Source organism: Vibrio sp. ZF57 (genome assembly GCF_001691235.1).
Classification (GTDB): Bacteria; Pseudomonadota; Gammaproteobacteria; order Enterobacterales; family Vibrionaceae; genus Vibrio; species Vibrio crassostreae_C.
This window is the reverse complement of record NZ_MAKD01000107.1, coordinates 83,024-106,250: the sequence shown is the minus strand read 5'-3', so window position 1 is coordinate 106,250 and position 23,227 is coordinate 83,024. Positions and strand designations below refer to the sequence as shown.

General features: G+C 44.9%; 20 protein-coding genes. 10 read left to right on the top strand and 10 right to left on the bottom strand.

Features of this window, described 5'->3' with window-relative positions; all coding sequences use genetic code 11:
• Positions 1–147: 147 nt before the first annotated feature.
• Positions 148–1,188 carry an AraC family transcriptional regulator gene (locus tag A6D97_RS16555; protein ID WP_065584846.1) on the bottom strand — a complete coding sequence of 347 codons (1,041 nt, stop codon included), beginning with the start codon at positions 1,186–1,188 and terminating at the stop codon, positions 148–150.
• A gap of 188 nt (positions 1,189–1,376) precedes the next feature.
• Between A6D97_RS16555 and A6D97_RS16550 the strand changes: the two genes are divergently transcribed.
• Both A6D97_RS16550 and A6D97_RS16545 read left to right on the top strand, forming a co-directional pair.
• The gene (locus tag A6D97_RS16550) at positions 1,377–1,712 is read left to right on the top strand and encodes a DUF805 domain-containing protein (RefSeq protein WP_065584845.1); all 336 of its coding nucleotides are present in this window, start codon (positions 1,377–1,379) and stop codon (positions 1,710–1,712) included.
• Positions 1,709–2,236, top strand: a complete 528-nt coding sequence (locus A6D97_RS16545) for a hypothetical protein (protein WP_065584844.1) — start codon at positions 1,709–1,711, stop codon at positions 2,234–2,236. Before A6D97_RS16550 ends, A6D97_RS16545 begins: the two co-directional genes overlap by 4 nt.
• 357 nt (positions 2,237–2,593) lie before the next feature.
• On the opposite strand, the gene def is transcribed toward A6D97_RS16545, so the two are convergent.
• From def to A6D97_RS16530, 3 genes are all read right to left on the bottom strand, one after another.
• Positions 2,594–3,097 carry a peptide deformylase gene (def, locus tag A6D97_RS16540; RefSeq protein WP_016785410.1) on the bottom strand — a complete coding sequence of 168 codons (504 nt, stop codon included), beginning with the start codon at positions 3,095–3,097 and terminating at the stop codon, positions 2,594–2,596.
• Between the two features lie 246 nt (positions 3,098–3,343).
• On the bottom strand, positions 3,344–3,688 hold the full coding sequence (locus A6D97_RS16535; protein WP_065584843.1) for a multidrug efflux SMR transporter: 345 nt from the start codon (positions 3,686–3,688) through the stop codon (positions 3,344–3,346).
• A gap of 217 nt (positions 3,689–3,905) precedes the next feature.
• Positions 3,906–6,074 (bottom strand): metallophosphoesterase, encoded by a 2,169-nt coding sequence (locus A6D97_RS16530; RefSeq protein WP_065584842.1) that lies wholly within the window; start codon positions 6,072–6,074, stop codon positions 3,906–3,908.
• A 508-nt stretch (positions 6,075–6,582) separates the two neighbouring features.
• On the opposite strand from A6D97_RS16530, the gene A6D97_RS16525 reads away from it, so the two are divergent.
• Both A6D97_RS16525 and fghA read left to right on the top strand, forming a co-directional pair.
• Positions 6,583–7,731 carry an S-(hydroxymethyl)glutathione dehydrogenase/class III alcohol dehydrogenase gene (locus tag A6D97_RS16525; RefSeq protein ID WP_065584841.1) on the top strand — a complete coding sequence of 383 codons (1,149 nt, stop codon included), beginning with the start codon at positions 6,583–6,585 and terminating at the stop codon, positions 7,729–7,731.
• Positions 7,732–7,885: 154 nt separating this feature from the next.
• Complete coding sequence (gene fghA / locus A6D97_RS16520; protein WP_017061633.1) at positions 7,886–8,725, top strand: S-formylglutathione hydrolase; 840 nt, start codon at positions 7,886–7,888, stop codon at positions 8,723–8,725.
• A gap of 125 nt (positions 8,726–8,850) precedes the next feature.
• Here fghA and A6D97_RS16515 read toward each other — a convergent pair whose 3' ends face one another.
• A complete protein-coding gene (locus A6D97_RS16515) occupies positions 8,851–9,933 on the bottom strand; it encodes a pyridoxal phosphate-dependent aminotransferase (RefSeq protein ID WP_017061632.1) in 1,083 nt (360 codons plus the stop codon).
• A 306-nt stretch (positions 9,934–10,239) separates the two neighbouring features.
• Between A6D97_RS16515 and A6D97_RS16510 the strand changes: the two genes are divergently transcribed.
• Positions 10,240–10,641, top strand: a complete 402-nt coding sequence (locus A6D97_RS16510; RefSeq protein WP_017061631.1) for a hypothetical protein — start codon at positions 10,240–10,242, stop codon at positions 10,639–10,641.
• A 224-nt stretch (positions 10,642–10,865) separates the two neighbouring features.
• On the top strand, positions 10,866–11,603 hold the full coding sequence (locus A6D97_RS16505; RefSeq protein WP_065584840.1) for an NUDIX domain-containing protein: 738 nt from the start codon (positions 10,866–10,868) through the stop codon (positions 11,601–11,603).
• A gap of 85 nt (positions 11,604–11,688) precedes the next feature.
• Here A6D97_RS16505 and A6D97_RS16500 read toward each other — a convergent pair whose 3' ends face one another.
• From A6D97_RS16500 to A6D97_RS16490, 3 genes are all read right to left on the bottom strand, one after another.
• Positions 11,689–12,390 carry a DUF1028 domain-containing protein gene (locus A6D97_RS16500; protein ID WP_065584839.1) on the bottom strand — a complete coding sequence of 234 codons (702 nt, stop codon included), beginning with the start codon at positions 12,388–12,390 and terminating at the stop codon, positions 11,689–11,691.
• A 21-nt stretch (positions 12,391–12,411) separates the two neighbouring features.
• Complete coding sequence (locus A6D97_RS16495) at positions 12,412–13,803, bottom strand: Na+/H+ antiporter NhaC family protein (protein WP_065584838.1); 1,392 nt, start codon at positions 13,801–13,803, stop codon at positions 12,412–12,414.
• Positions 13,804–13,924: 121 nt separating this feature from the next.
• Positions 13,925–15,178: an allantoate amidohydrolase gene (locus tag A6D97_RS16490; protein WP_065584837.1), complete on the bottom strand. Its 1,254-nt coding sequence runs from the start codon at positions 15,176–15,178 to the stop codon at positions 13,925–13,927.
• Positions 15,179–15,414: 236 nt separating this feature from the next.
• On the opposite strand from A6D97_RS16490, the gene A6D97_RS16485 reads away from it, so the two are divergent.
• A complete protein-coding gene (locus tag A6D97_RS16485; RefSeq protein ID WP_065584836.1) occupies positions 15,415–16,161 on the top strand; it encodes an FCD domain-containing protein in 747 nt (248 codons plus the stop codon).
• Between the two features lie 154 nt (positions 16,162–16,315).
• On the opposite strand, the gene A6D97_RS16480 is transcribed toward A6D97_RS16485, so the two are convergent.
• Entirely contained in the window at positions 16,316–17,836 is a 1,521-nt protein-coding gene (locus A6D97_RS16480; RefSeq protein WP_065584835.1) for an aldehyde dehydrogenase family protein, read from the bottom strand.
• 327 nt (positions 17,837–18,163) lie between these two features.
• On the opposite strand from A6D97_RS16480, the gene A6D97_RS16475 reads away from it, so the two are divergent.
• Together A6D97_RS16475 and A6D97_RS16470 are read left to right on the top strand one after the other, a co-directional pair.
• A complete protein-coding gene (locus A6D97_RS16475) occupies positions 18,164–19,951 on the top strand; it encodes a sigma-54-dependent Fis family transcriptional regulator (RefSeq protein WP_065584834.1) in 1,788 nt (595 codons plus the stop codon).
• Positions 19,952–20,060: 109 nt separating this feature from the next.
• Positions 20,061–21,563: a deoxyribodipyrimidine photo-lyase gene (locus tag A6D97_RS16470; RefSeq protein ID WP_065584833.1), complete on the top strand. Its 1,503-nt coding sequence runs from the start codon at positions 20,061–20,063 to the stop codon at positions 21,561–21,563.
• Here A6D97_RS16470 and A6D97_RS16465 read toward each other — a convergent pair.
• On the bottom strand, positions 21,532–22,383 hold the full coding sequence (locus tag A6D97_RS16465; RefSeq protein ID WP_065584832.1) for a LysR family transcriptional regulator: 852 nt from the start codon (positions 22,381–22,383) through the stop codon (positions 21,532–21,534). The two genes, A6D97_RS16470 and A6D97_RS16465, sit on opposite strands and share 32 nt — an antisense overlap.
• 98 nt (positions 22,384–22,481) lie before the next feature.
• Between A6D97_RS16465 and A6D97_RS16460 the strand changes: the two genes are divergently transcribed.
• A complete protein-coding gene (locus A6D97_RS16460; RefSeq protein WP_017069761.1) occupies positions 22,482–23,129 on the top strand; it encodes a glutathione S-transferase family protein in 648 nt (215 codons plus the stop codon).
• Positions 23,130–23,227: the final 98 nt, after the last annotated feature.

Genomic DNA, 23,227 nt, shown 5'->3' with positions numbered 1-23,227 from the left:
AAAAATAGATTGCCGATGTAGTTCACTCATCGAAGTGAACACACAATGGGGCATTTCCAAGTTAGCGAACCTGCTAATTTAGCAAATTATGAATTACTTCATGTACGGCAAAGTTGGCTCTTAGATATTCAATATTAATAGTGAATCTTACTTAGACTGTTGAGCTTTACTTTTACGGTATTCACTTGGGGTCATTCCCACGACTCTTGAAAACTCACGATTAAAGTTAGACTTGGTCTGAAAACCAGAATTCATGAATATTTGCGTAATAGTATCTTGTGACAAATCCAAGGAGTGCTTGGCATGTTCTATGCGATACCCATTTATGATCTTAGAAATATTCTTTTCGTGTACCTGATTAACTGCAATTGAAATTTGTTTTGCTGGTATGCCTAACTTTCGTGTCAGTTTTGAAAGGGTTAGCTCAGGGTCTAAGTAAAGTCTGTCTTGTCGGATTTTGGAGTCTAACAGAGAAGTGATCTCGTGAGCCCTCTCACTGGTCATTACCTGGGAACTGCTTGTCTCGTCATTGTGACTGATTTGTTTAGATTTTAACTCATCTGAAACAGGCGTATTAATACCCACGACAACTACAGCTATCGATAACACGGGTAGAAGAGTCAAATGTGCCGCAGTAATGATGTACAGTGAAAATCCACCTTGATTAAAAGTAAAATCTAACGACATGAGCGTGTCTACACACGCTGAAAATATCAGCATCCATCCCGCAATATTCTCCGCTTTCTTTACTCCTTCCCAATTCCCTAACGAGACATTAATCAGTGCTGTTTCTCTTGACGAAAAGCGAATTAGTGCCACTCCATAGCAAGCGTAAATTAAAGTAAGTAGTACATCTAATGGAAGTGCCAACCAAGGTTGAGATACAGCGCTAATTACGACGAATAATGGCGCAACAAAATGCTTAATAGGCAAGGTGCCTAAATCACGATTGGCATGTGCAAACGCATACCACGCAGCAACAGGAATTATGGAGGCCAGAATAGGTTGCGCGATGCTGAAAATGCTAAATCCAAATGTCCAGCGTAAACCAACCATTGCGGTCGTCATAGCACATAATCCTAAAAACATGCTAGCGACTTTACCCTGCTGGGAAAGCTTGGCATAAAGTGATATCGCTAGTAGTCCAAGTAACATGGAAACAACGAACGGGACGGGTATCGCAAGCATAGCAAGTCCTAGATGGATAAATGAGTTCTCACTTTCAGTGAATATCAAGGATAACTCTATGAAATACAATTGAAAACGCAATATAGACCAAAACAGGTTTAAGAACGACCTAAAACCTGTTTTGAGACGTACACACCACTTGTTCCGAGGCAAAATATCACCATCAGTCAAATATTGAGGTGGCATTTATGAAATACTATTTTTTAGCTTGGAAGCGAAGTTTAGACTTTTCTGGTTGTTCGTCCCGTAAAGAATGTTGGATGTTTCTTTTAGTACACACATTAGTAGCGATGGGATGCATTGCGGCAGATATTGCTATGAATATGACAACATGGTTCGACACGATTTATAGCGTTGTAAGTTTCATCCCTATGCTTTCAGTAATTGTTCGTAGACTGCACGATATCAACAAATCAAGTTATTGGGTACTGGTCTTTTTCATACCGATAGTAGGACCGTTTTGGTTAATATCTTTGTTAGCTCAATCGACCAATACTAACTTCGACGTGGAGGCTTCAGCATGAAAAAAGTAGCCATTCTACATCTGTTTTTATCGGTCTTTGTTTCAACATCTAGCTGGGCCGAAACTATATCTCCCACAGGTGGTTTTGGAACTCTGTCTGTCGACAACATGACTCAAGGACAACTCCTTTGGCTTAACGGTCGAATAGGAGATGCAATCTACTCATTTACTCTTCAAGATGGAAAGGAGTGCACTTTAAAGGTACCAGTTGCTGTCGGTCGTATCTCTGAGCCAGATTTTGGTATCAGTGAAACTGAAGGTCTAGCCATCGTCGTTATGAGCCAACGCCTCAATGACGCTCTTCTTCAAGGAAAGCGAATAAATAGTGAAGAATGGCGTTTCACCACTAAAGCGTATGATGAAAATATCGACGGGTTGATTATCAATGGAATTAGCTTTGAGGAGGGCTTCGTTTTAAACTCGAAGCGAAAATGGATTTCTTGGTTTCTAAGAGATGAGCAAAACGTTGTTTGTCATTCATCTAAATCGAGTGACTTAATAGGAGAGCCTTTCGCGAGTCAATGAAGGAAATGGGGTCATTGCCACACATTATTTTTTGTAAATCAAAACTAGCTAATTATCTGTGACGTGTTTGGAAGCGTAACAAACTTCGGGGCAGCTCTGAGTTAGTCACGATGGCTAACTCGCGTGATCACCAAGCGATTCTGTCATACCGTAATTATCAACCAATAAATGTCTAATGGCCTAGCCAATAGTGGTTGGCTGCGGATAGACCACAATAAGAGACCTTCTATATGTGTTTGTCGTAAGCAATGTTTAATGACCGAAATGACAAAGCGAAGCAGATAACTTTGTTGTTCGAAAAGCATTGGCTACTCACGCAGCCAACAGGATGTAATAACCTATATTGATAGACGGAAGTTAAGAGTGCGCTTTAACGTACTTTTTAACCTTTTTCATAGCCATTTGACGCTTAAGTGGTGAAAGATAGTCAATAAACAAGTTACCCGACAAATGATCTATTTCGTGCTGCATTACGATAGCTAGAAACTCATCACTTTCGATGGTCATTGGTTTACCTTCGCGATCTAAAGCAGACACAACAACTGAAGTAAAACGCTCTACGTCGGCATAATAGTCAGGAACTGATAAACAACCTTCTTGGCCCAATGTTTTATCCGAGCCGCTAACCACTTCAGGATTAACCAAAACTAATGGTTCATCTCGACTTTCGGAAAGGTCAATAATAACAACGGCCTCTTTACGACCAACTTGAGTTGAAGCCAAACCAATACCATTGTCAGTCGCATATAACGTTTCCAACATGTCGTCTATTAATGTTTGTACCGTGGAGAGATCTTGCACCTTTTCCGCTTTGACCTTAAGCCTTGGATCTGGTGCAGTCAGAATTTCTAAAACTGCCATATTTTCCTTCTATTCTTGGAAGCTCATAACGCTTTCTATACGTCGACTGTCCGTATTTTATGGGCCAATAATGCCTTCTTTCTTTTTAACCTTCAACAATACCAACAGATATGACGGGGTAAATAGCCTTTGCATATAACTTGGACAACACATTGCTTCAGATAACCTTTCGTAGGGGAAAGCTCATGAACAGGTTGTAAATGAGTAAAAGGTCTAGATTACAATGGGGCAAAAGCGAGTTAGCCCCTAATGACTCACCGACGTCGAAAACAAGTTAATAATCACGACGCCCACCAAAATCAAAGCGATACCGATGATCGCAAAGATATCGAGTTTTTGCCCGTAGACCAGCCAAGACAGCGCTGCGACTAGCACTATCCCTGCCCCACACCAAACCGCATATGCCACACCTAAAGACATAGTTTGAACCGTGAGAGACAACAGATAGAAAGCAAAGCCATAACCGACTAGCACTGCGGCAGTCGCGGGCAAAGAAGTAAATTGCTGCGTTTTAGGCAATAGAGAAGTCGCGACAACTTCAAATACAATGGCAAGTGACAGCATCACAGGAGGCGAGAGAGATAAAAGCATGTTTAAGTCCACAACAATAAAATACGGCGCTCAGAATATTGTAGTTTTATTTCCGATTCATGCGATTTTCAGCAAGTAATTATTATGATGCACCTTAAAAATTCTTAGGTGTAATTCTCGATTAAACCTACGCTTAGACAAAAAGAGAGCCCACTAATTCGTGGCTAGCAGACCCTTCATCAATCTAATCATCTAATCATCTAATCGGCAAAAGCGCTTAATTTGCAGACGTTGAGCCTCTTAGGATATCGCGCTTCACTTCACCTTTAAGATCGGTCAGGGTTTGCTGGTCGATATAAATCAAGAAGTGGTCACTTGCTTGGCCTGTTGCGAATTTTTCAAGAATCACGAACAAGCTACCGAAACGAGAGCGGAATACCTCTCCCACTGTATATTGGCCAAGATCACCTAGCTCTGAATCCACTGTGCCATCAAACTCGGCAAGCTCGCGGCTTAGCAGTTCGTATTGGCGTAGTTGTGTTTCACCGATATCACGGAACGCCAGTTCGTCTGCATTACGTAGTCGGTAGAAATCGGTTGCTAGTAGCTCACCACTCCACTCTGCAAAGTCAGCTAAGCTTAACCCCTCAGTAGTTGCCAAAACCTCAGCTTCTACTTTGGCTGCCTGCCAATCTTTCTGGAACTGTTCCTCATCAACGACACCATTTGCAGTGCAGCCTTCAACTGGATAACCCAACTTGTCAGCTAATTGACAAACCGTGAACTGCGTTTCTAGTTGAGACATGATCATCATCTCTTCACCGTTCATGTGCATGATCATTTCACGCATTTCGATTGGCCAATCACTAGGAAGGAAACGCAAGCGCGTTAATTCACGGATATGCCAGTCGGTGAGTTCATAGTAACTCTTTGAATCAAGAATATTGATATCCCATATCTTAGCTTCTTCTTCCTCATTACTTGCGTTTGCTGTTAAGTACTCATGCTCTTCTTCGTAGTGACTAAATAGTTCGTTGTAACGTTCAACTTGATCGATAACCACAGTTTCAACTTCGATTTGGTTATCAGGGCGAATGTTCAGCAGCTTGTAAGCTGGGATGTAACCCGCTAACGATGGCGCTTGGATATTAAAGAGCGTGTGCTGAACACCATCGATATTGAAGCTTTTCTTACCAGTATCGTTAAAGTGCATATGACCGCCAACGTGGATATTCAATCCTGTTGCAGCAAGTGTACGACTAGTATTGTCATCTGGTTCACGAGCCAGTTGATGGCTTCCTTCACCAAACAGATCTTCAATCTCTTCAGAGGCACCGTTGTAGAAATCTGTCATTGGGAAGTGCGAGAAGGAAACAAGCGTCTTATTCTGCTCTTTGGCTGCTTTTACTACATCAGAGATCCAATCGATCACATGTTCTTTGTGAGTCAGCATCATGTTGTAGCCAGCGCTGCTTGATCCATCAAACGTGTTTCCGTCTACAGAGCTATCAGACGAATTTTCTTTAGGGCGATAAACATTCGCGTCAATGGCCAACAGCCACAAGCCTTTGACTGGCTCGACTAAGTAACTGGTATCCGGCACTTCAGAACAACTTGAGTAGCCATTCTCTTTATAACTACCACCTGTTCCTTCATAACAGATCTCGTACATGCGCTTATCAAAAGCTGCTTCTTCTTTCGCTAATTCATAGCTGTAGTTGGTACGAGCTTGCGCACTGCTATAAGGGGTTTCAAAGTAGAGATAATCTTGCTGAGGGTAGAAGCCGTGAGTACCAAGGATACTCATGATCTCTTCATAGCCCCACTCACGCACTTCTTCAGTACAGATGGTTGCTAGGTTATCGCCGTCACCGGGAATGGTTGTCCACTCATCTTCATAGCCAACACACTCTTCCTTACCCCGACTATAAATACGTTGGTTCTTACCCCCTTCTCCCAAAAAGTCCGACTTACCCGCAGGTATAGTAAATGGCCTCACTGGATCGTGGTTGCCAGGCGCTGCAAAAAACTCAAGGCCGTACGTGTCACGATAGTGGTCAAAAATGCTCACTAATCCACGCATATGTACTGGCTGACCGTCGTCACTGAAGTCCCCCGGCAGTGCTACGTACTTCACTCCGCGCTCAACCACATCATCAAGCGCTGCGATCATCGCGAAATAGTTTTCGTTGAATAGACGGGTAGAGTTCATCTGAGACTCCATCGTTCTGATCGTTGCATTCTTACCACTGATTGCATTCGGCAACCCTGCGAACGAGCCATCCTGAAAATCACCGTAAACATCATGGAAATGGATATCAGGCATGAACGCCACTTGCACTGCGCTATCCATATTGCCGCTGTCATCACTTGGCGAACTTGAATTGCAACCGACCAAAGCTGTTGCTATCAAGCCTGACAGTACGGTCAATGTACTCTTTTTCATTTTCTCTTCCCAAAAAGTTAGAACTCAAAATTTGGCGAGGAGATTAGGTGAGAAAAATGACACTATTGTTTCTGATATCTTACAAAACGTCGCATACAGAGTGCTTATGCGACATTGCTTCAATCCTTAAAATTCAATTAGTTAGTAATGATCATGAGTATTGATGACTCTATCGTACGAATCAGTTATTAATATATAAGCCGCCATAAGACAACCCCTCAAACATCAATGACAACTATGCATTCCGACTATTTGAATAAGTAGCCCTCCATCAAAAACCGGCTCGATCCGAATAAAGTAATCACAGGGAAAACAGATCATCTCTCCATACTTATTATTACAAATAAGTAATAATCATTTTCTATTTAAGGGGATTATCAAAACATGCACTCACACCTATACTAGCTCCAACAAAACGAGAGAGCGGAAACAATTAAGCTCAACTACGCTTAACGGGTTGAATTTAATTGCACAGTTATCCGCTGTACTGACATATAGGAAACATCCAATGACAATCGAAATTAAACCTGGTCAAACGCATATCAAATCAAAAGCAATGGTTGCATGGGCAGCTGGCGAGCCACTAAAAATGGAAGAAGTTGATGTACAACTTCCTAAAGCTGGTGAGGTTCTAGTTCGCATCGTTGCTACTGGTGTTTGTCACACTGACGCATTCACATTATCAGGTGACGATCCAGAAGGTATCTTCCCTTCAATTCTTGGTCACGAAGGTGGCGGTATCGTTGAGATGATCGGCGAAGACGTTACAAGTGTTGAGATTGGCGACCACGTTATCCCACTTTACACAGCTGAATGTGGCGAATGTAAGTTCTGTAAATCTGGTAAAACTAACCTATGCCAAGCCGTTCGTGAAACGCAAGGTAAAGGCCTAATGCCAGACGGTACAAGCCGCTTCTCTATCAATGGCGAAACAATTTTCCATTACATGGGTTGCTCTACTTTCTCTGAGTACACTGTACTTCCAGAAATCTCTCTAGCGAAAGTAAGCAAAGAAGCACCACTTGAAGAAGTTTGTCTTCTGGGTTGTGGTGTAACAACAGGCATGGGCGCGGTACTTAACACAGCTAAAGTTGAAAAAGGCGACAACGTTGCTGTATTCGGCCTAGGCGGTATCGGTCTTTCTGCAATCATTGGTGCTCGCATGGCTGGTGCTAACCGCATCATCGGTGTTGACATCAACGAGAGCAAATTCGAGCTAGCAAAACAGCTTGGCGCGACTGACTGCATCAACCCAACTAAGTTCGACAAGCCAATCCAAGATGTTATCGTTGAGATGACAGACGGCGGTGTTGAGTACTCTTTCGAGTGTATCGGTAACGTAAACGTGATGCGTCAAGCGCTTGAGTGCTGTCACAAAGGTTGGGGCGAATCAGTCATCATTGGTGTTGCAGGTGCTGGCCAAGAGATCGCAACTCGTCCATTCCAACTAGTGACTGGTCGTGTATGGCGTGGCTCTGCTTTCGGTGGTGTTAAAGGCCGCTCTGAGCTTCCAGAAATCGTAAACCGTTACATGGCGGGTGAGTTTGGCCTTCAAGAGTTCATCACTCATACAATGGGTCTGCAAGACGTAAACGAAGCATTCGACCTAATGCACAAAGGTGAATCTATCCGTACTGTTCTACACATGGATAAGTAACACATCTTGGCCTCGATTCTTTCGAGCATCGAGGCCACAGCTACAAATGAATAGCAACAAACTGTCTTCACCACCTCCTGCCCGGTGGGTGGTGAAACTTTATGTAATATAGACAAATTTACTCCCAAACCATCAACCTAACGGAGCACAATAGATGACAATCGAAAACATTAGCCAAGCAAAGGTTGCTGGTGGTTGGCACAAACAATACACCCACTTTTCTGCAACGCTTGACTGCAACATGCGTTTTGCGATTTTCTTGCCACCTAACGCAAGCAAAGAAAACCCAGTTCCTGTTTTGTATTGGTTGTCAGGCTTAACCTGTACCGATGAAAACTTCATGCAAAAAGCCGGCGCTTTCAAAGCCGCGGCTGAGCAAGGCATCGCGATTGTTGCACCAGACACTAGCCCACGTGGTGAAGGTGTTGCCGACGATGAAAATTACGATCTCGGCCAAGGTGCAGGCTTCTATGTGAATGCCACTCAAGCGCCATGGGACAGCCATTACCACATGTACGATTACGTGGTAACAGAGCTCCCTGCATTAATTGAGTCGTTCTTCCCTGTTACATCCGTAAAATCGATTTCTGGTCACAGCATGGGCGGACATGGTGCCCTAACGATTGGCATTAAAAACGAAGATAGCTACCGTTCTATCTCTGCATTCAGCCCAATCACCAACCCAATGCAATGCCCTTGGGGACAAAAAGCCTTCAACCAATACCTAGGCTTGGATATTGAAGAGTGGAAACACTACGATGCCTCTGAGCTTCTAAAAACCAAAGGCACTAAACTGCCAATGTTGGTCGACCAAGGTGAAGCCGATAACTTCCTGATTGAACAGCTTAAACCTGAGCAATTAGTCGAAGCCGCTAAGGTAACCAATGCCGATTTAGATCTACGTATGCAGCCTGGTTACGACCACAGCTACTACTTCATCTCTAGCTTTATTGATGAACACATTGAGTTCCACGCTGCTTACTTAAACAAGTAGCCAGATGAATTTAGCCCGCACTTTGTAAACGCAAGGTGCGGGTCACTTACTACCGTTTTTGTTTTTAGTTTCCGCTAATCCGCGATGAACCTTTTTTATGCCTACTGATTTTATAACGGTTGCTTTTATAACTGCTTAATACGCTGCTTTAACGCTTCTAAATCTATATCATTGCCAACAATTCGTAATCGAACATACTCTTCAGTCATCGCGTCGCACGTAATAGCAAAATCGACACCCGAACATGTCTTAATACCGATACTCTCAAATAGCTTTGAAAGGTGAGTTCCTCTCTTTTTCAACAACATAATGGGCGTCGATATTGACGTGCCAACCACCTCAATATTGTTCTCAGACAACAAGCCGATCATTTGCTGCTTAAAGTATTCAGTTTTGCTGCGGTTCATTTCTAAGAAGTGTTTTGCATTGGGTAAGGTCGCCGATGCGATTTTTATTGAGGGGTAAGTCGGCGTAAACACACTCACCGCAGCTTCGATTGCAGAAGTCAGGTTTTCACTGCTGGCTAAGTAACCGAGTCGAATCCCAGCGAGCCCTAAACCTTTAGAAAAGGTTCGTAAAACTATTAAGTTGTCCAAGACTAAGGTCTGATCGAGCATAGACTGCTCAGGGGTCAGGTATTCACCATATGCCTCGTCGACAATCAAAATAGCGCCAGAACGCTCACATACTCTCGCTATCTCGACCAGATAAGCTCTGTCGTAGATTCGACCCGTTGGGTTGTTGGGATTATCGATATACACCAAGGCAGGATTTTGACTGCTTATTTTTGATGCCAACACACCGAACAGATCCGACTCGTTTTGATAATCAAACATGTTGATGGACTGGTACTTCCCGCCCACCAAAGTGAACTCTGATACTGCTTCAACAAACTGAGGGCCAATGCCTATCATGGTGCGATTGTTGTGATCGATAAGTTTATTGAAGATAAGTTCTAGCGCCCCAAGAGAGCCCGTGGTGTACGTAATACGACAATCTTCAATCCCAATAAACTGGCGAGTCAGATAAGTCAGCTCCGAAAGCTCCCTGTGGCAATAGTACTTATCAATACCGTAGATAATATCTTTGATCACATGTTCAGGAATTTCTGGTGCGCCAAATGGATTGGAGCCAAGTGAACAATCGATACGAAATGAGTGATCGACATAAGAATGGTATTCGCCACTTAACCGTGGATTTAAATGCATAAGAAAACGCTCAAAAAATATTCATGCGCTATTCTTATCGTACTGAATTTTATCTATATAGGTCATTTCGCGACAGTTCTTCGCCTTGTTTCGAGAGACTGGTTAAAAACCAAGATTGGTTCAAATAACGAATTCTCTTAAGCCATAATCAAGAGTTAAGCACTCGTGTTTACATTTCGAGTTAACCGAACCGCTTTCTTTGCGCTAGATTAAGCTGAGATAAGATAGGGTAATAACAGAGCTTGCATCTTTACTCTCCCTAGTTACCATAGCCCCATTAACATCCCCCATATTTTGAAGGTTGCTATGAAAGCAATTAAGACTCTTTTCTTCCTGATGGTTTTATTGAGCGGTCTGTTTACCGCTTGGCTGTTTATTCCAATTCCAGCGACCATGGACAAGCAAACGCTCGACGTTCCATTAACGGAACCATTCAAGCTTGTTGCGTATCGCAGCAACCCGAATGATGCGAGCAAGCCGCTGACTTACCACTACTATGTGATTTCAGATGTGGTTGGTGTAGACGACATGGACCCATTCCTGATTACCACGGACCAGTTCGTGAAGCTTGGCGAATTCGACGAGAACACATTCAACCTTACGGTTAACGGCAAGATTGATAGCTACACCAACGATTTGTGGATCAAGAAATCTGATGGCAAGCTTCAACACTGGTACGTGAGTATTAACGCGAACTATATTCGTTAAAATCGAACTGCAATAAACCTCATTTTAAAACTGCGCTTTGGCTTCCAAGCGCAGTTTTTGTTTCTAGCAACACCCTCCACTTATCCCGACCCGTTCGACATAAACTGCATTGCCTACTTTTGATTCACTGCTGCCCTTGCTCTCAAGGTGTTATAAGCTCTTTAGATACGATCAGCTCAGACCATGCTCGACGCCCAATAAATCAAAATAATAAAGGATCACCCGTGGAATTTACGCTCGACAAATTTAACGGCATCATCATTGACCCAGCAACAGCCCCTCACGATGTTGACTCATTCAATGCCGAACTCAGCGAGATCACCGAATTTTCAAAGCAGAATAACAAAGGCATCATTTGGATTAGCTTACCTATTTCACTCTCGCACCTTATTCCGGTGGCGACTGAGCTTGGCTTTGTGTTTCACAACTGCTTAGAAGACGAGATTACGCTGATCCACAAATCCGAGATTGTAGAGTTTGTGCCTTTCATTCCGACCCACACCTTGGGTGCTGGCGCGTTAATCACTAACGAACACAACCAAGTGCTGATGATTAAAGAACACGGCATGACGGGCTACAAATTACCGGGCGGTCATATTGAGTTGGGTGAAGGCATTGAAGAATCCGTGGTTCGTGAAACCTTGGAAGAAACCGGTATCGAGGCAACGTTCGTTTCTGTGGTTGGCATGACGACAAGACACCCGTATCAATTCGGTAAATCAAACCTCTACTTTATTTGTCACCTTATCGCTCAAACTCAAGAAATTGCGATTCAAGACACTGATGAAATTGCAGAAGCTAAATGGGTCGATGTGGAAGAATTCATCAACAACACTGAAAACTACCCGTTCAACCGTCAGATGGTCGCTTCTTTGGTCGGCAAACAAGGTTTGCAGCTGACTCAACTCGAAGGCAATTCAGGTCCAACTCATAAGCCAGAAATTTTCTTTTCGAAGCACTAACGCACAGTCGTCTCAAAGATTGCAAAACAAAAAAGCCAAGTGATTTGAATCTCACTTGGCTTTTATTTCGATGAAACCTTCATCATTAATGGTTTGGTAGATTGTTTAGAAAATCTTGAAAGCCTGCCTCGCGGACACGCCCCAGCACTTTTCGTAATTCACTAATTAAGCACCCATCAGCCCAATCAACACGAATATCAATCGGCGCTTTAGTCAGACTTTCTACCCGGAGTGATGCGGAAAAAGTTCCTCGTTTATCTCCTCCCGCTTGCAACGCTGCTTCCAAGGCTGTTATCAATATTTCTGGTAGCTCTGCTTCATAGTTATCTCTATAAACAGGCGAGTCATCTTCTAAGATTGAGCTCGGATTCTGCGTCGTTTGAGCGATAAAGCTGTCTGAAAAGGCCTGTAAAACCTTGTCACTTTCTAGCATGTTCCCAGCAACGGCAATCGTAGGATAAGCAATCGCGCCAACATAAGGGATGTTGTCATCCCCATGAATGAAAGCGCTGTCGCCATTTTTATCCATCACCATACATTGGCGCTTTGAATATTCGGCATCGCCCGCTTTTAAAGACTCGACAACCTGATCAGCCGTCTTACCAAGAATAAATAACTCACGCGCTTTGTCTGCATACCAAGGGTTAGTAAATAACCCTTGAGTTGCACACGCCCCGACACCTCGCCAGCTATGGTTTACATAGCCTCCGACAGACACACCTCCTGTCGCAGAGATAGAAGCCGACAAACCGGTATTTGGGTTAACGTGAATAAGTGAAATTGTCATAGATGTTCAACACCAAAAAAACTAGTAACCAATCATTTGTCCAATGAACAGCGCCACCCAACATAGGGCATAAACCACCAACATAAATGGCACAATCGCCTTCAACCACTGCTCGTAAGAGACTCGACCCAGCGCAAGCATCGCTAGCGTGCCGCCAGAGGTTGGTACAATAAGGTTTGTTAGGCCATCACCTACTTGGAATGCAGTAACCATCAGCTGGCGACTCATACCTGCTAAGTCAGCAACCGGAATCATGATCGGCATGGTCACCATCGCCTGACCAGAACCACCAGGAATGAATAAGTTGATGATGCCTTGAACCACACTCGCCACAATGGCAGCTAACGCGATTGGCATATCTTGAATCAATGAACTCAGTGCATTAACGATGGTATCGATAATTGACGCTTGGTTAAGGATCACTTGAATAGAGGCAGCAACACCGATTACCAATGCTCCAGAGGTAACGCCCGACGCACCTTCCATCATCTGCTTCACAATAGCGTTTGCACCCAAGCCGTTCACGATACCAATCGCAATCGCCATCAATAAGAAAAGACCCGCGATCTCGTTGATGTACCAACCGTTAGCGAACACTCCATAAAGCATGATACCTAAGCCAATAAGAAAAACGCCCAAGGTCATTTTGTCTTTCTTATTGAGTTGGTATTCAGAGATGTCTTTGCTCAGGCCACCAGCTGTTTCAGGCTCTTTGAACTCCATTTTAGTAACACGAGAACAAATGTAGTAAGACAGTAGTGCCAAAGAGGAAAGCACCATAACAGTACGTAACCAAGCACCAGAGAAGATTGGCAGCTCCGCGATACCTTGTGCAACACCAACCGTGTACGGGTTAATCGGTGACAGAGCAAAACCCACGCCGATACCACCTACTGCCATCACTGTGCCAACTAGGCTCGAGTATCCAACCGCAGCAGAGATCAGGACCGCAACTGGCACTAGGGCGATGTTATTTTCAAAGCCAACCGCTACACCAAAGAAACCATAGATGAACGTGCCTATCGTAATGATTAGGTTACGGTTTTTAATTCCAGCTTTGTTTACAGCCACACCAATGGCATTTTCTAATGCGCCTGTGCGTTGCAAAATATGGAATAGACCGCCCGCAATAAACACAATAAACAAGTAAGGTGCTGCGCTAATCAACCCTTTAGGAATAGAGACGAAGATATCGAAGAAATGTACCGATGGAACACCTTCAATATAAGTAAATGAATCAGCAACAACCGTTGTTCTGCCATCAACGACAACGCGCTCAAACTCACCAGCCGGCACGATAAAAGTAAGAAGGTAAGTGGCTACCAGTATAAAAAAGATAAGAACCATCGGGTCTGGTACGTTTTTATACCACGCCCTCTTCTCTGCTGTTTCCATTTTCTCTGTCATATCCATAACCAAATCTCTCCTTAGTATAGGGAGCGCCCGAGAGCTGCGCTCTGTGGTATTTGTAGCAGGCAATAACCAGAACTTTGTTCAGATACCGTTAAAGACTGCTACTAAAATCTCGAATCGTTTATTCTTGCTCTGCTTTCATCAATAGACAGAAGTGGTTTAACACTTCGACTGCAGCAACCAAATCTTGTTGAAGAATGGCTTCGTCTGGGTGGTGGCTAATGCCATCAGTACAACGCATAAACAGCATCGCAATATCGGTAAGCTTACTCACAGCTAAGCCGTCATGACCTGCACCGCTGTATAAGTGTTTCGGCGTAATACCCGACAAACTTACCGCGTTACTTAAAACTGACGATAAGGAATCAGCACAAGTCACGGCTGATTGCTCATAAGTCTGTTCATGACGGTAAGCCAAGTTGTATTGATTCATCAGGCTATCGATATCTGCCAACATCTCTTCTCGCGCTTTAACACGAGAAGCGTCATTTGGTGAACGAAGCTCAATAGTAATGTCTGTTTGTTGAGGGATAACGTTGACGCCATTCGGATAGTTAGCAATTTTGCCTACAACACCGACTAGGTCTTCTTCTCGCTTACAAAGCTGATCAAACATGAGGATCACTTGAGCTGCACCTACCAACGCATCTTGGCGTAGGTTCATTGGTACTGTGCCCGCATGGCTCGCTTTGCCAATGATCGACAAGGTATGGCGCTCAATCCCAGTCATTGCCGTCACAACCCCTACAGGTAGGTTGGCTTGCTCTAACTGTGGGCCTTGCTCAATGTGCAGTTCAACAAAGCCAAGAACGTTGTCTTTTTCATAAGCGTCTTCACTAATGAGGTCTGGATTGCAACCAAAAGACACCAAAGCATCTCGCATGCTTACGCCGTTTGCGTCTTCAGCTGTCAACATCGCGGGATCGAAGATGCCTGAAATCGCTTTTGAACCTAAGAGTGTCGATTGAAAGCGCGTGCCCTCTTCGTCACTAAAAGCAATCACATCAATATGAAACGGGAACTCTAACTGGTTGTTGTGAAAGTAATTAACCAATGCGATTGGCAGTATTACCCCCAAGATCCCATCATATTTGCCCCCATTAGGCACCGTATCTTGGTGTGATCCAAAGATCAGTGTTTTAGCATCTGGATTAGCACTTGGGTAACGGCCAATTAAGTTAGCCGCATTGTCCATTCGAACCTCCATACCAGACATCATCATCCACTTATGCAGCTTTCGGTTTACCTCTTCATGCTCTTTAGACGCACATAAACGCGTAACCCCTTCTTTATCGGGATCGGATGTTTGGCTGCATTGAGCAATAGACTCTAGCCATTCCCACGTTAAGCTGGCGGTTTCTTCGAATTTACCCATCTAAAATCATTCCATTCTGATCATGTACACCTAGGCAATTTATCATGATAAATATCAAATAAAAGCTATTTATCATGATAAATAAATATTTTGTGACTAAGATTCGATCAATAATCGGAGTGTTTCATAACTCACACTCCGACTTTTCCGGGGTTTTTAGGGCAAGAAAACAGGTGACATTCAGAGGAATTCCGTCAGAATTCAATAGGTAAGGATAACACCCCAGCGAGGATAATGTGGTAAAAAGCGCGAAGAGACGTAGAACACAAGAATTAGCAGAATCGATCAAGAACTGGATCGTTGAACAAGCACTTCAGCCTGGGGATCGTTTACCTAACGAGCTTGAGGTCATGGAAAAGTTTGACGCTTCAAAAGGAACGGTTCGTGAAAGTATGCGAATCTTGGAAGCGCAAGGCATTTTGTCGACCAAAACCGGCCCGAATGGCGGTGTGTTCGTGAGTGAGATGACCGAAAACAAAGCGCAATCACTCTTAAGTAACTACCTGTTTTTTAAGAACACTTCGATATCAGATTTGTACCAAATGCGTTTATCGCTTGAGCCGGAGATCGCGGCTTCCCTGGCGGGGAGACTAAGCGAGTCGCAACTGCAGGCACTGAGTGACCAAATCGACAAGTATCAAACACCACCGGAAGATATCTATCAAGAGCGCGAACACCACATCGCATCGCTAGAGTTCCACAGCTTACTGGCGAGCTATTCAGATAATGAGCTATTAAAGTTTATGGTACGTTTTACCGCGCAAATGCTTACTGAGCTGACGATTTATCACAAGCTTTACGAACCAGGGAACCACAAACTGTGGCGTACCGGTGTACAAAGCCAACGCGACCTTGTACAAGCGCTGAGCAAAAGTGATGCAGTAAAAGCGAAACAAATCATGCAGCAACATATGCTGACAGCGCACCAACTTATGATTAAACAAGAAGCACAAATCGCTAACAGCTTTATCGCCGAAGAATAAGTCCGAGCACGTTCAACTTACCTAGTACATCTCGCACACACTAAAAACGCCAAGCTCATAAGAACTTGGCGTTTTGCTTTTCACTTTACTTAGATTGTTTTAGCCAACTCGTTTCTAGTGAATGCTTGATCGAGCGTTCCAAAGCATATCTATTTTAGAAGAAGCCTAGCGGATTAGTATCGTAGCTGATCAGTAGGTTTTTGGTGTTTTGGTAGTGATCGAGCATCATCTTATGTGTCTCACGACCGATGCCTGATTTCTTGTATCCACCAAAGGCCGCGTGTGCTGGGTAAGCATGATAACAGTTCACCCAAATACGCCCCGCTTCAATGTTGCGACCCATGCGGTAAGCAAGGTTGGCATCACGCGTCCATACACCAGCACCCAAACCATATTCGGTATCGTTGGCAATCTCTAGCGCTTCAGCCTCATCTTTAAAAGTAGTCACCGCGATAACTGGGCCAAAGATCTCTTCTTGGAAGACACGCATCTTATTGTTGCCTTCGAGCATGGTTGGTTGAATGTAGTAACCATTACCCAGGCCGTCTGGCTGCTGCGCAATCTCACCACCAGTCAGGACTTTCGCTCCCTCTTGGCGACCAATCTCTAGATAGCTAAGAATCTTATCGAACTGCTCTTGAGAGGCTTGTGCGCCAACCTGAGTGTCTGTATCTAGCGGGTTACCTTGTTTGATGGTTTGAGCACGCTCGACCACTTTCGCAATGAACTTGTCATATACCGATTCATGAATCAGCACACGAGAAGGACAAGTACACACCTCACCTTGGTTAAAGAACGCCAGCAGCATACCTTCAACACACTTGTTTAGGTATTCATCTTCATGATCAAAGATGTCTGGGAAGTAGATGTTTGGAGACTTACCACCCAGTTCTACGGTTGATGGAATCAAGCTTTCAGCCGCACATTTTAGAATATGATGACCAACCTCAGTTGAACCAGTAAATGCTAACTTAGCAATACGATCACTAGTTGCTAACGCTTGACCTGCTTCGCTACCAAAACCATTCACGATGTTGACCACACCTGCTGGTAGAAGGTCGGCGATCTTCTCCATCATAACCAAAATAGATGTTGGTGTTTGCTCGGCAGGCTTCATCACAACACAGCAACCCGCAGCCAGTGCTGGCGCCAATTTCCAAGCCGCCATTAAAATCGGGAAGTTCCAAGGAATGATCTGCCCCACCACACCGATGGGTTCTGGGAAGTGGTAGCTCGCGGTGTTTGAATCTAGCTCGGCTGCGCTGCCTTCTTGCGCCCGAATACAGCCTGCAAAGTAACGGAAGTGGTCAACAACTAACGGAATGTCTGCCGCTAGAGTTTCACGCACAGGCTTGCCGTTTTCCCACGTCTCCGCCACCGCGATTTCTTCTAGGTGCGCTTCAATGCGATCGGAAATTTTAAGTAGGATATTGGAACGTTCTGTCACACTGGTCGCAGCCCAACTAGCACGAGCCGCATGCGCCGCATCGAGTGCCAAGCTAATGTCTGCCTCTGTTGAACGTGCCACTTGGCAATACACCTGACCATTCACTGGGGAAGTGTTATCAAAATACTCGCCGCTGACAGGCTTCACCCACTCGCCACCGATAAAGTTATCGTATTGAGCTTTAAAGTTCACCACTGCGTTGTCACTACCCGGCTGTGCGTAAATCATAGTTAGATCCTTCTTCGATTTGATATTCGTTATTGAGCTAGAGCTGTCTTATTTTTGTGGCGGCTCCCCTTGAGAAAAGAACTCATGGCGAGACGCCCATGTTTATGCTTTCTGTTTAAAACACTGATACTTCGTGTTTTCTTCACAACAGTAACAACGCAAATCACACGCCAGAACTTCAAAACTTGTTGTTAATAAATTGTAAAACTATGATTACCAAACGTTTACAACCCAAAGTGAGTTGGCATTGAACGGACGTATGGAAACCACTCCAGTGTTCAACTGTTCCAAATTGGTACACCCTCACTGTTACGACATGGAACAGTCATGCACCTTCAACAAGCAAACACCTCAGATTGGCTTTCGTCCTCTTGGCACCGCAGCACAGAAGCGGGTCTAAAACAGAGACGACTTCCTGAAGACATTCGCCTACCACAATCGATTCTTAAGCAGCGACGTCATCAATCGGCTGACTTGATCCACATCGTCGAACGCAATGCGCAGCCTTTGTTTAATCAGATGTTTGCTCGTACCGACAGTCGTTTGATCTTGACCGACATTGAAGGGGTGATTCTGGCGAGTTGGGGACAGGAGCGGTTTAAGGAGAAGCTGACATCAATTGCACTCAGCTCAGGAGCGTGTTGGCAGGAACAACTTAAGGGCACCAACGCGATTGGCACCGCGATTGTTGAAGCTAAACCCGTGACCATCATTGGTGAGCAGCACTTCATCCACCAGCATCGATTTATCAGCTGTTCAGCAAGCCCTGTGTTTGATCACCAAGGGAACATGGTTGGCGTATTGGACATTACCAGTGAGCAGCAACAGCACGACAGTTCGGTGCAGCTACTGGTTCAAAATATGGTTCAGCTTGTTGAAAACCAGCTACTGAGCCACATCCCACAAGGCACCACTCGCATCGACCTCGCATGTGAGAAATCGTTATTACACAGTGGTTGGCAAGGGATTGTAATAGCCAATGAAGCTGGGGAGGTGGTGGCACACAATCAGGTCGCCTCTCAACTATTGGATCAAACCTCGATCGTCGGTGAGAGTATCGATACCCTCTTCAACAGAACCTCATTAGACACGCCTTTTGTATTTGAGAAACAACACCTCAAACAACCAACCACCAAACGCACGCGCTCCATTTCAGCATCGTGTGATTTGCACCATGGCGAGCAACAAATCGAACACGCTTGGCAGCAAGCCAACAAGGTAATCGATAAAGGGATCAGTTTGTTGATCTTAGGAGAAACAGGAGTTGGCAAAGGCGAGTTTGTTAAGGCGTTACATAAGCAAAGCCAACGTAAATCATCGCCCTTGGTAGCAGTCAATTGTGGCGCGCTGCCTAAAGATCTTATCGAATCTGAACTGTTTGGTTACGCACCGGGGGCTTTTACAGGCGCGAGCCACAAAGGATTCCAAGGCAAGATCCGCCAAGCGGATAAGGGAATTCTGTTTCTAGATGAGATCGCCGACATGCCATTAGAGGCTCAATGTCGATTACTGCATGTTCTGCAAGACAAATCCGTGGTGCCAGTTGGTTCCAATCAAAGCTATCAAGTCGATTGCCAGATCATCGCCGCAACTCACAAAAACCTCGAGCAGTTAGTCGTAACCGGTGAGTTTAGGCAAGACCTGTATTACAGACTCAATGGCTTAGCCTTTACCTTGCCAAGCTTGCAACAGCGACAAGATCAGCATGCTTTAATCGAGCATATTCATCGTAAATACGCCGAAGCTGAGCAGTCTATTTGCCCGCACCTAATGAGTTTATTGTGCGCCTATTCTTGGCCGGGAAATATTCGCGAGTTAGATAACCTACTTAAAGTCGCCGCTCTGCTAGCAAGTGATGAACCACAACTCACACTTGAGCACGTACCGTGCCACCTTGCTCAACACCTCACGTCGTTAACACATGATAATCACAATCAATCGGTGACTTCTAATGCCATCAAAAGGACAGCGAATAACGATTTAAAAAGTACCGTGGAAGAAACCTTGCTGCAAACCTATCAAGCCAACCAAGGCAACATCAGCAAAACTTCACGCATACTTGGTATCAGCCGTAATACGATTTATCGAAAACTAAAAAGCTTAGGCATTCTCTAATAATGAAAGGCGCTCATAGCCAGCCCTTTCATTATCGAAAATAAAGTTCACTTCTAGTGAGACATTTTGCTCTCTGACTCGTAATGCTCCAAAACGAAAGAGGGCTCAGATGCAAACAATCAACGTAGTGTGGCTAAAGCGCGATTTAAGACTCACCGACCACGCACCTTTAAAACACGCTTTATCAGATCAACACCCAACGATATTGCTCTACATTTTCGAACCAATGCTGCTAAACAATGCCCACTATTCTGAGCGACATTGGCGGTTTGTTTGGCAGTCGCTGCAATGCATGAACCAGTCGCTGAAAGAGTATGGGCATCGGATCTCAGTACTTCATGGCAGTGCAATGGACTGCTTCGAAGCGATCCAATCTCGTTACCACATAAAAAACGTCTTCTCTCATCAAGAAATAGGATTAAATTGCACCTTTGAGCGCGACATACAACTCTCTGCTTGGTTTACAAAGCACAACATCCCATGGCAAGAGTTCGCACAAGGCGCTGTCGTGAGAGGGTCGAAAGATAGAGTCGGTTGGGACAAGCATTGGAATAGTGTGATGCGTGCTCCCATCGAAGAAAGTCTGTTCACTACAGAATCACTGCATACCCTAGATGCTGAAGAGCTTGAACTCGCTATGGAACCTCCACAAGCATGGTTAGCCAAAGTTAACGGCATACAAACGGGCGGAAGTGCACTGGCATGGGCAACATTAAACGACTTCTTTGAACGCCGCGGTCGCGATTACTACCGCAGTATCTCAAGCCCAGAAGCGTCACGCCATGCCTGTACTCGCCTATCTCCGTATTTGGCTTGGGGCAACATATCGCTGCGTGAAGTTTATCAACATCTGTTGGGACACTGGCACGTTGCAGGGTTTCGTCGCAGCCTAATTGCCCTTTCTTCAAGGCTTCATTGGCACTGTCATTTCATGCAGAAGTTTGAATCGGAATGCGAGATGGAATTTCGCTGCATCAACCACGCCTACGAGACGTTATTGCAGAATGAGACGGTAAAAGATCCAACACGTTTGGAGGTATGGAAGGCGGGATTAACAGGCGTGCCATTGGTCGACGCCTGTATGCGCTGCCTGCATCATACGGGCTATATTAATTTCCGTATGCGCTCAATGCTGGTGAGCTTTCTCACTCATCATATGAATATGGACTGGCGTGATGGCGTCACTCACTTAGCGCAGCTGTTTCTCGATTTTGAACCTGGTATTCACTACCCACAGTTTCAGATGCAAGCTGGGGTTACAGGAATCAACACTATCCGAATTTACAATCCGACTAAGCAAGCGCAAGAGCACGATTCAGATGGAGACTTCATTCGTAAATGGGTGCCAGAACTTTCAGACATACCCACTCCACTTTTGTTTGAGCCTTGGAAGATGACGCCTATGGAAATGATGATGCATGAGCTCAAACCAGATTCCCCTTACCTGAACCCAGTCGTCGATCTCGACACTAGTGCCAGAGAAGCCCGGGTGCGTTTATGGTCGTGGCGAAAACTGACTGAGGTAAAACAAGAACGTAGCCGTATTTTGGCTCGCCATGTCAGGCCATCGAAGAAGAAGCCTAATCAGAATCCAACTCCACAAGTTGATTGAGCACTTCTTTATCCAATACCGGGTGATGCTTGGTCGCTAGGATCAGCACAATATCGACCGAAGGCAACGGTGGCATATCATCGAGGATTCTCAAATCTGAAGTCACGCTCAGCTTACCCATCGCGCCAATGGCTAATCCAGCTTTAACGATCGCTCGCTGCGCTGAAGCAGTATTGCTACACGCTAATAACTGATAAGGCGTGCCCTGCTTGGTTAAGCCATTCACTGCCGCGGCGTGGTACTTACAATCGGTCTGAAACAAGGCTAATGGCACTGGTTTAGACTCATCGAACACATAATCAGGGCTGCTTATCCATACTCCGATATCATGAGTGAGCCAGTAACCCTCTTCACTATCGGGCGCTCGGGTGACAATCGCCGCATCAAGCCTGCCGTCATCCAACCACTCTCTCAGCGTAATGCTGGGCAGGCTGAATATTTGGATTGAACAGGTGGGTTCTGCTTTCTGCAACAGGCGAATCACTTTCGGCAGAATGGTGTCATTGTAGTCTTCAGGGCAGCCGAGTCGCAGAGGTTGTTTGTCTTCGTAACGCTTTACTTGCTTAAGTGCGGTATTGTGAAGGGCGACCAACTGTTCGGCATGAGATCGCAGCGCTAAGCCAGCTTCAGTCAGTATTAAATTACGTCCTTCTTTCTGGAAAAGAGTGACGTTGAGTTCTTCTTCCAACTTACGCATCTGAGCACTGAATGCCGATTGGGTGCGATTTATCTGTTTCGCTGCACGAGTGAAACTACTGGTTTCTACAAACGCGAGAAAGCCTCGCAAAGCATCAATATCCATATTGAAATCACCACCCATCGTTTTTGTTAATGTATTGCATCAAAATTATCCGTTAGTGCGCCGCAATACAATCCCCTAATCTCAAATGCATGCCCACCAAACGCAAGGAAGCAACGATGCAGCTTTATATTGGAAACCAGAACTACTCAACTTGGTCACTGCGCGCATGGCTAATATTCGACAACTACAACCTGAATGCAGAAGTCATCAAGCTCAAGCTGTTCACCTCTGATTTTTACGACACTCTGGCGAAAGTGACGCCAACGGCCAAGGTTCCAACCCTAGTTGATGGTAATGTTGCGGTGTGGGATTCATTGGCGATTCTCGAATACGTTAACGATGCCTATTTGGACGGTGCAGCGTGGCCTAGCTCAGTGAAAGAACGCGCCCATGCCCGAGCAATTTCCGCCGAGATGCACTCTGGGTTCTTTGCCGTCAGAAATGAAATGCCGATGAACTGCCGCGCACAACGAAAGCTCACACTGAGTGAAGACGCACTGAAAGACATCGCTCGTATTGATGCAATATGGTCTGCACAAATGGAACAATACCCAGAGGGATGGTTATTTGGTGAATGGTCGATTGCCGATGCGATGTTTGCACCCGTCGCATTGCGCGTAGAAACCTATGGAATACAACTTTCCGAAAAGGCATCGCAGTATCAACAACGTGTGCTTAACAGTCCATCAATACAAAAATGGCTGGCAGAGGCAAGCTTAGAAACCGATGTGGTTGAAGAAGATGAGGCGGGCAAGCCAGTATAAAATACAAGACACCCTTCCAAAGCTCACTAGTCTGTGAGCTTTTATCTAAACCTTATTAATTTGGTCGATTGTGATCGCCTAATCACAATGTGCAGATG

What these genes read in the sequence shown, in the direction of transcription:
- A6D97_RS16555 (WP_065584846.1), bottom strand. Translation starts at nt 1,188, where the DNA reads ATGCTTGCGATACCCGTCCCGTTCGTTGTTTCCATGTTACTTGGACTA.
- A6D97_RS16550 (WP_065584845.1), top strand. Translation starts at nt 1,377, where the DNA reads ATGAAATACTATTTTTTAGCTTGGAAGCGAAGTTTAGACTTTTCTGGT.
- A6D97_RS16545 (WP_065584844.1), top strand. Translation starts at nt 1,709, where the DNA reads ATGAAAAAAGTAGCCATTCTACATCTGTTTTTATCGGTCTTTGTTTCA.
- def (WP_016785410.1), bottom strand. Translation starts at nt 3,097, where the DNA reads ATGGCAGTTTTAGAAATTCTGACTGCACCAGATCCAAGGCTTAAGGTC.
- A6D97_RS16535 (WP_065584843.1), bottom strand. Translation starts at nt 3,688, where the DNA reads ATGCTTTTATCTCTCTCGCCTCCTGTGATGCTGTCACTTGCCATTGTA.
- A6D97_RS16530 (WP_065584842.1), bottom strand. Translation starts at nt 6,074, where the DNA reads ATGAAAAAGAGTACATTGACCGTACTGTCAGGCTTGATAGCAACAGCT.
- A6D97_RS16525 (WP_065584841.1), top strand. Translation starts at nt 6,583, where the DNA reads ATGACAATCGAAATTAAACCTGGTCAAACGCATATCAAATCAAAAGCA.
- fghA (WP_017061633.1), top strand. Translation starts at nt 7,886, where the DNA reads ATGACAATCGAAAACATTAGCCAAGCAAAGGTTGCTGGTGGTTGGCAC.
- A6D97_RS16515 (WP_017061632.1), bottom strand. Translation starts at nt 9,933, where the DNA reads ATGCATTTAAATCCACGGTTAAGTGGCGAATACCATTCTTATGTCGAT.
- A6D97_RS16510 (WP_017061631.1), top strand. Translation starts at nt 10,240, where the DNA reads ATGAAAGCAATTAAGACTCTTTTCTTCCTGATGGTTTTATTGAGCGGT.
- A6D97_RS16500 (WP_065584839.1), bottom strand. Translation starts at nt 12,390, where the DNA reads ATGACAATTTCACTTATTCACGTTAACCCAAATACCGGTTTGTCGGCT.
- A6D97_RS16495 (WP_065584838.1), bottom strand. Translation starts at nt 13,803, where the DNA reads ATGGATATGACAGAGAAAATGGAAACAGCAGAGAAGAGGGCGTGGTAT.
- A6D97_RS16490 (WP_065584837.1), bottom strand. Translation starts at nt 15,178, where the DNA reads ATGGGTAAATTCGAAGAAACCGCCAGCTTAACGTGGGAATGGCTAGAG.
- A6D97_RS16480 (WP_065584835.1), bottom strand. Translation starts at nt 17,836, where the DNA reads ATGATTTACGCACAGCCGGGTAGTGACAACGCAGTGGTGAACTTTAAA.
- A6D97_RS16475 (WP_065584834.1), top strand. Translation starts at nt 18,164, where the DNA reads ATGCACCTTCAACAAGCAAACACCTCAGATTGGCTTTCGTCCTCTTGG.
- A6D97_RS16470 (WP_065584833.1), top strand. Translation starts at nt 20,061, where the DNA reads ATGCAAACAATCAACGTAGTGTGGCTAAAGCGCGATTTAAGACTCACC.
- A6D97_RS16465 (WP_065584832.1), bottom strand. Translation starts at nt 22,383, where the DNA reads ATGGGTGGTGATTTCAATATGGATATTGATGCTTTGCGAGGCTTTCTC.
- A6D97_RS16460 (WP_017069761.1), top strand. Translation starts at nt 22,482, where the DNA reads ATGCAGCTTTATATTGGAAACCAGAACTACTCAACTTGGTCACTGCGC.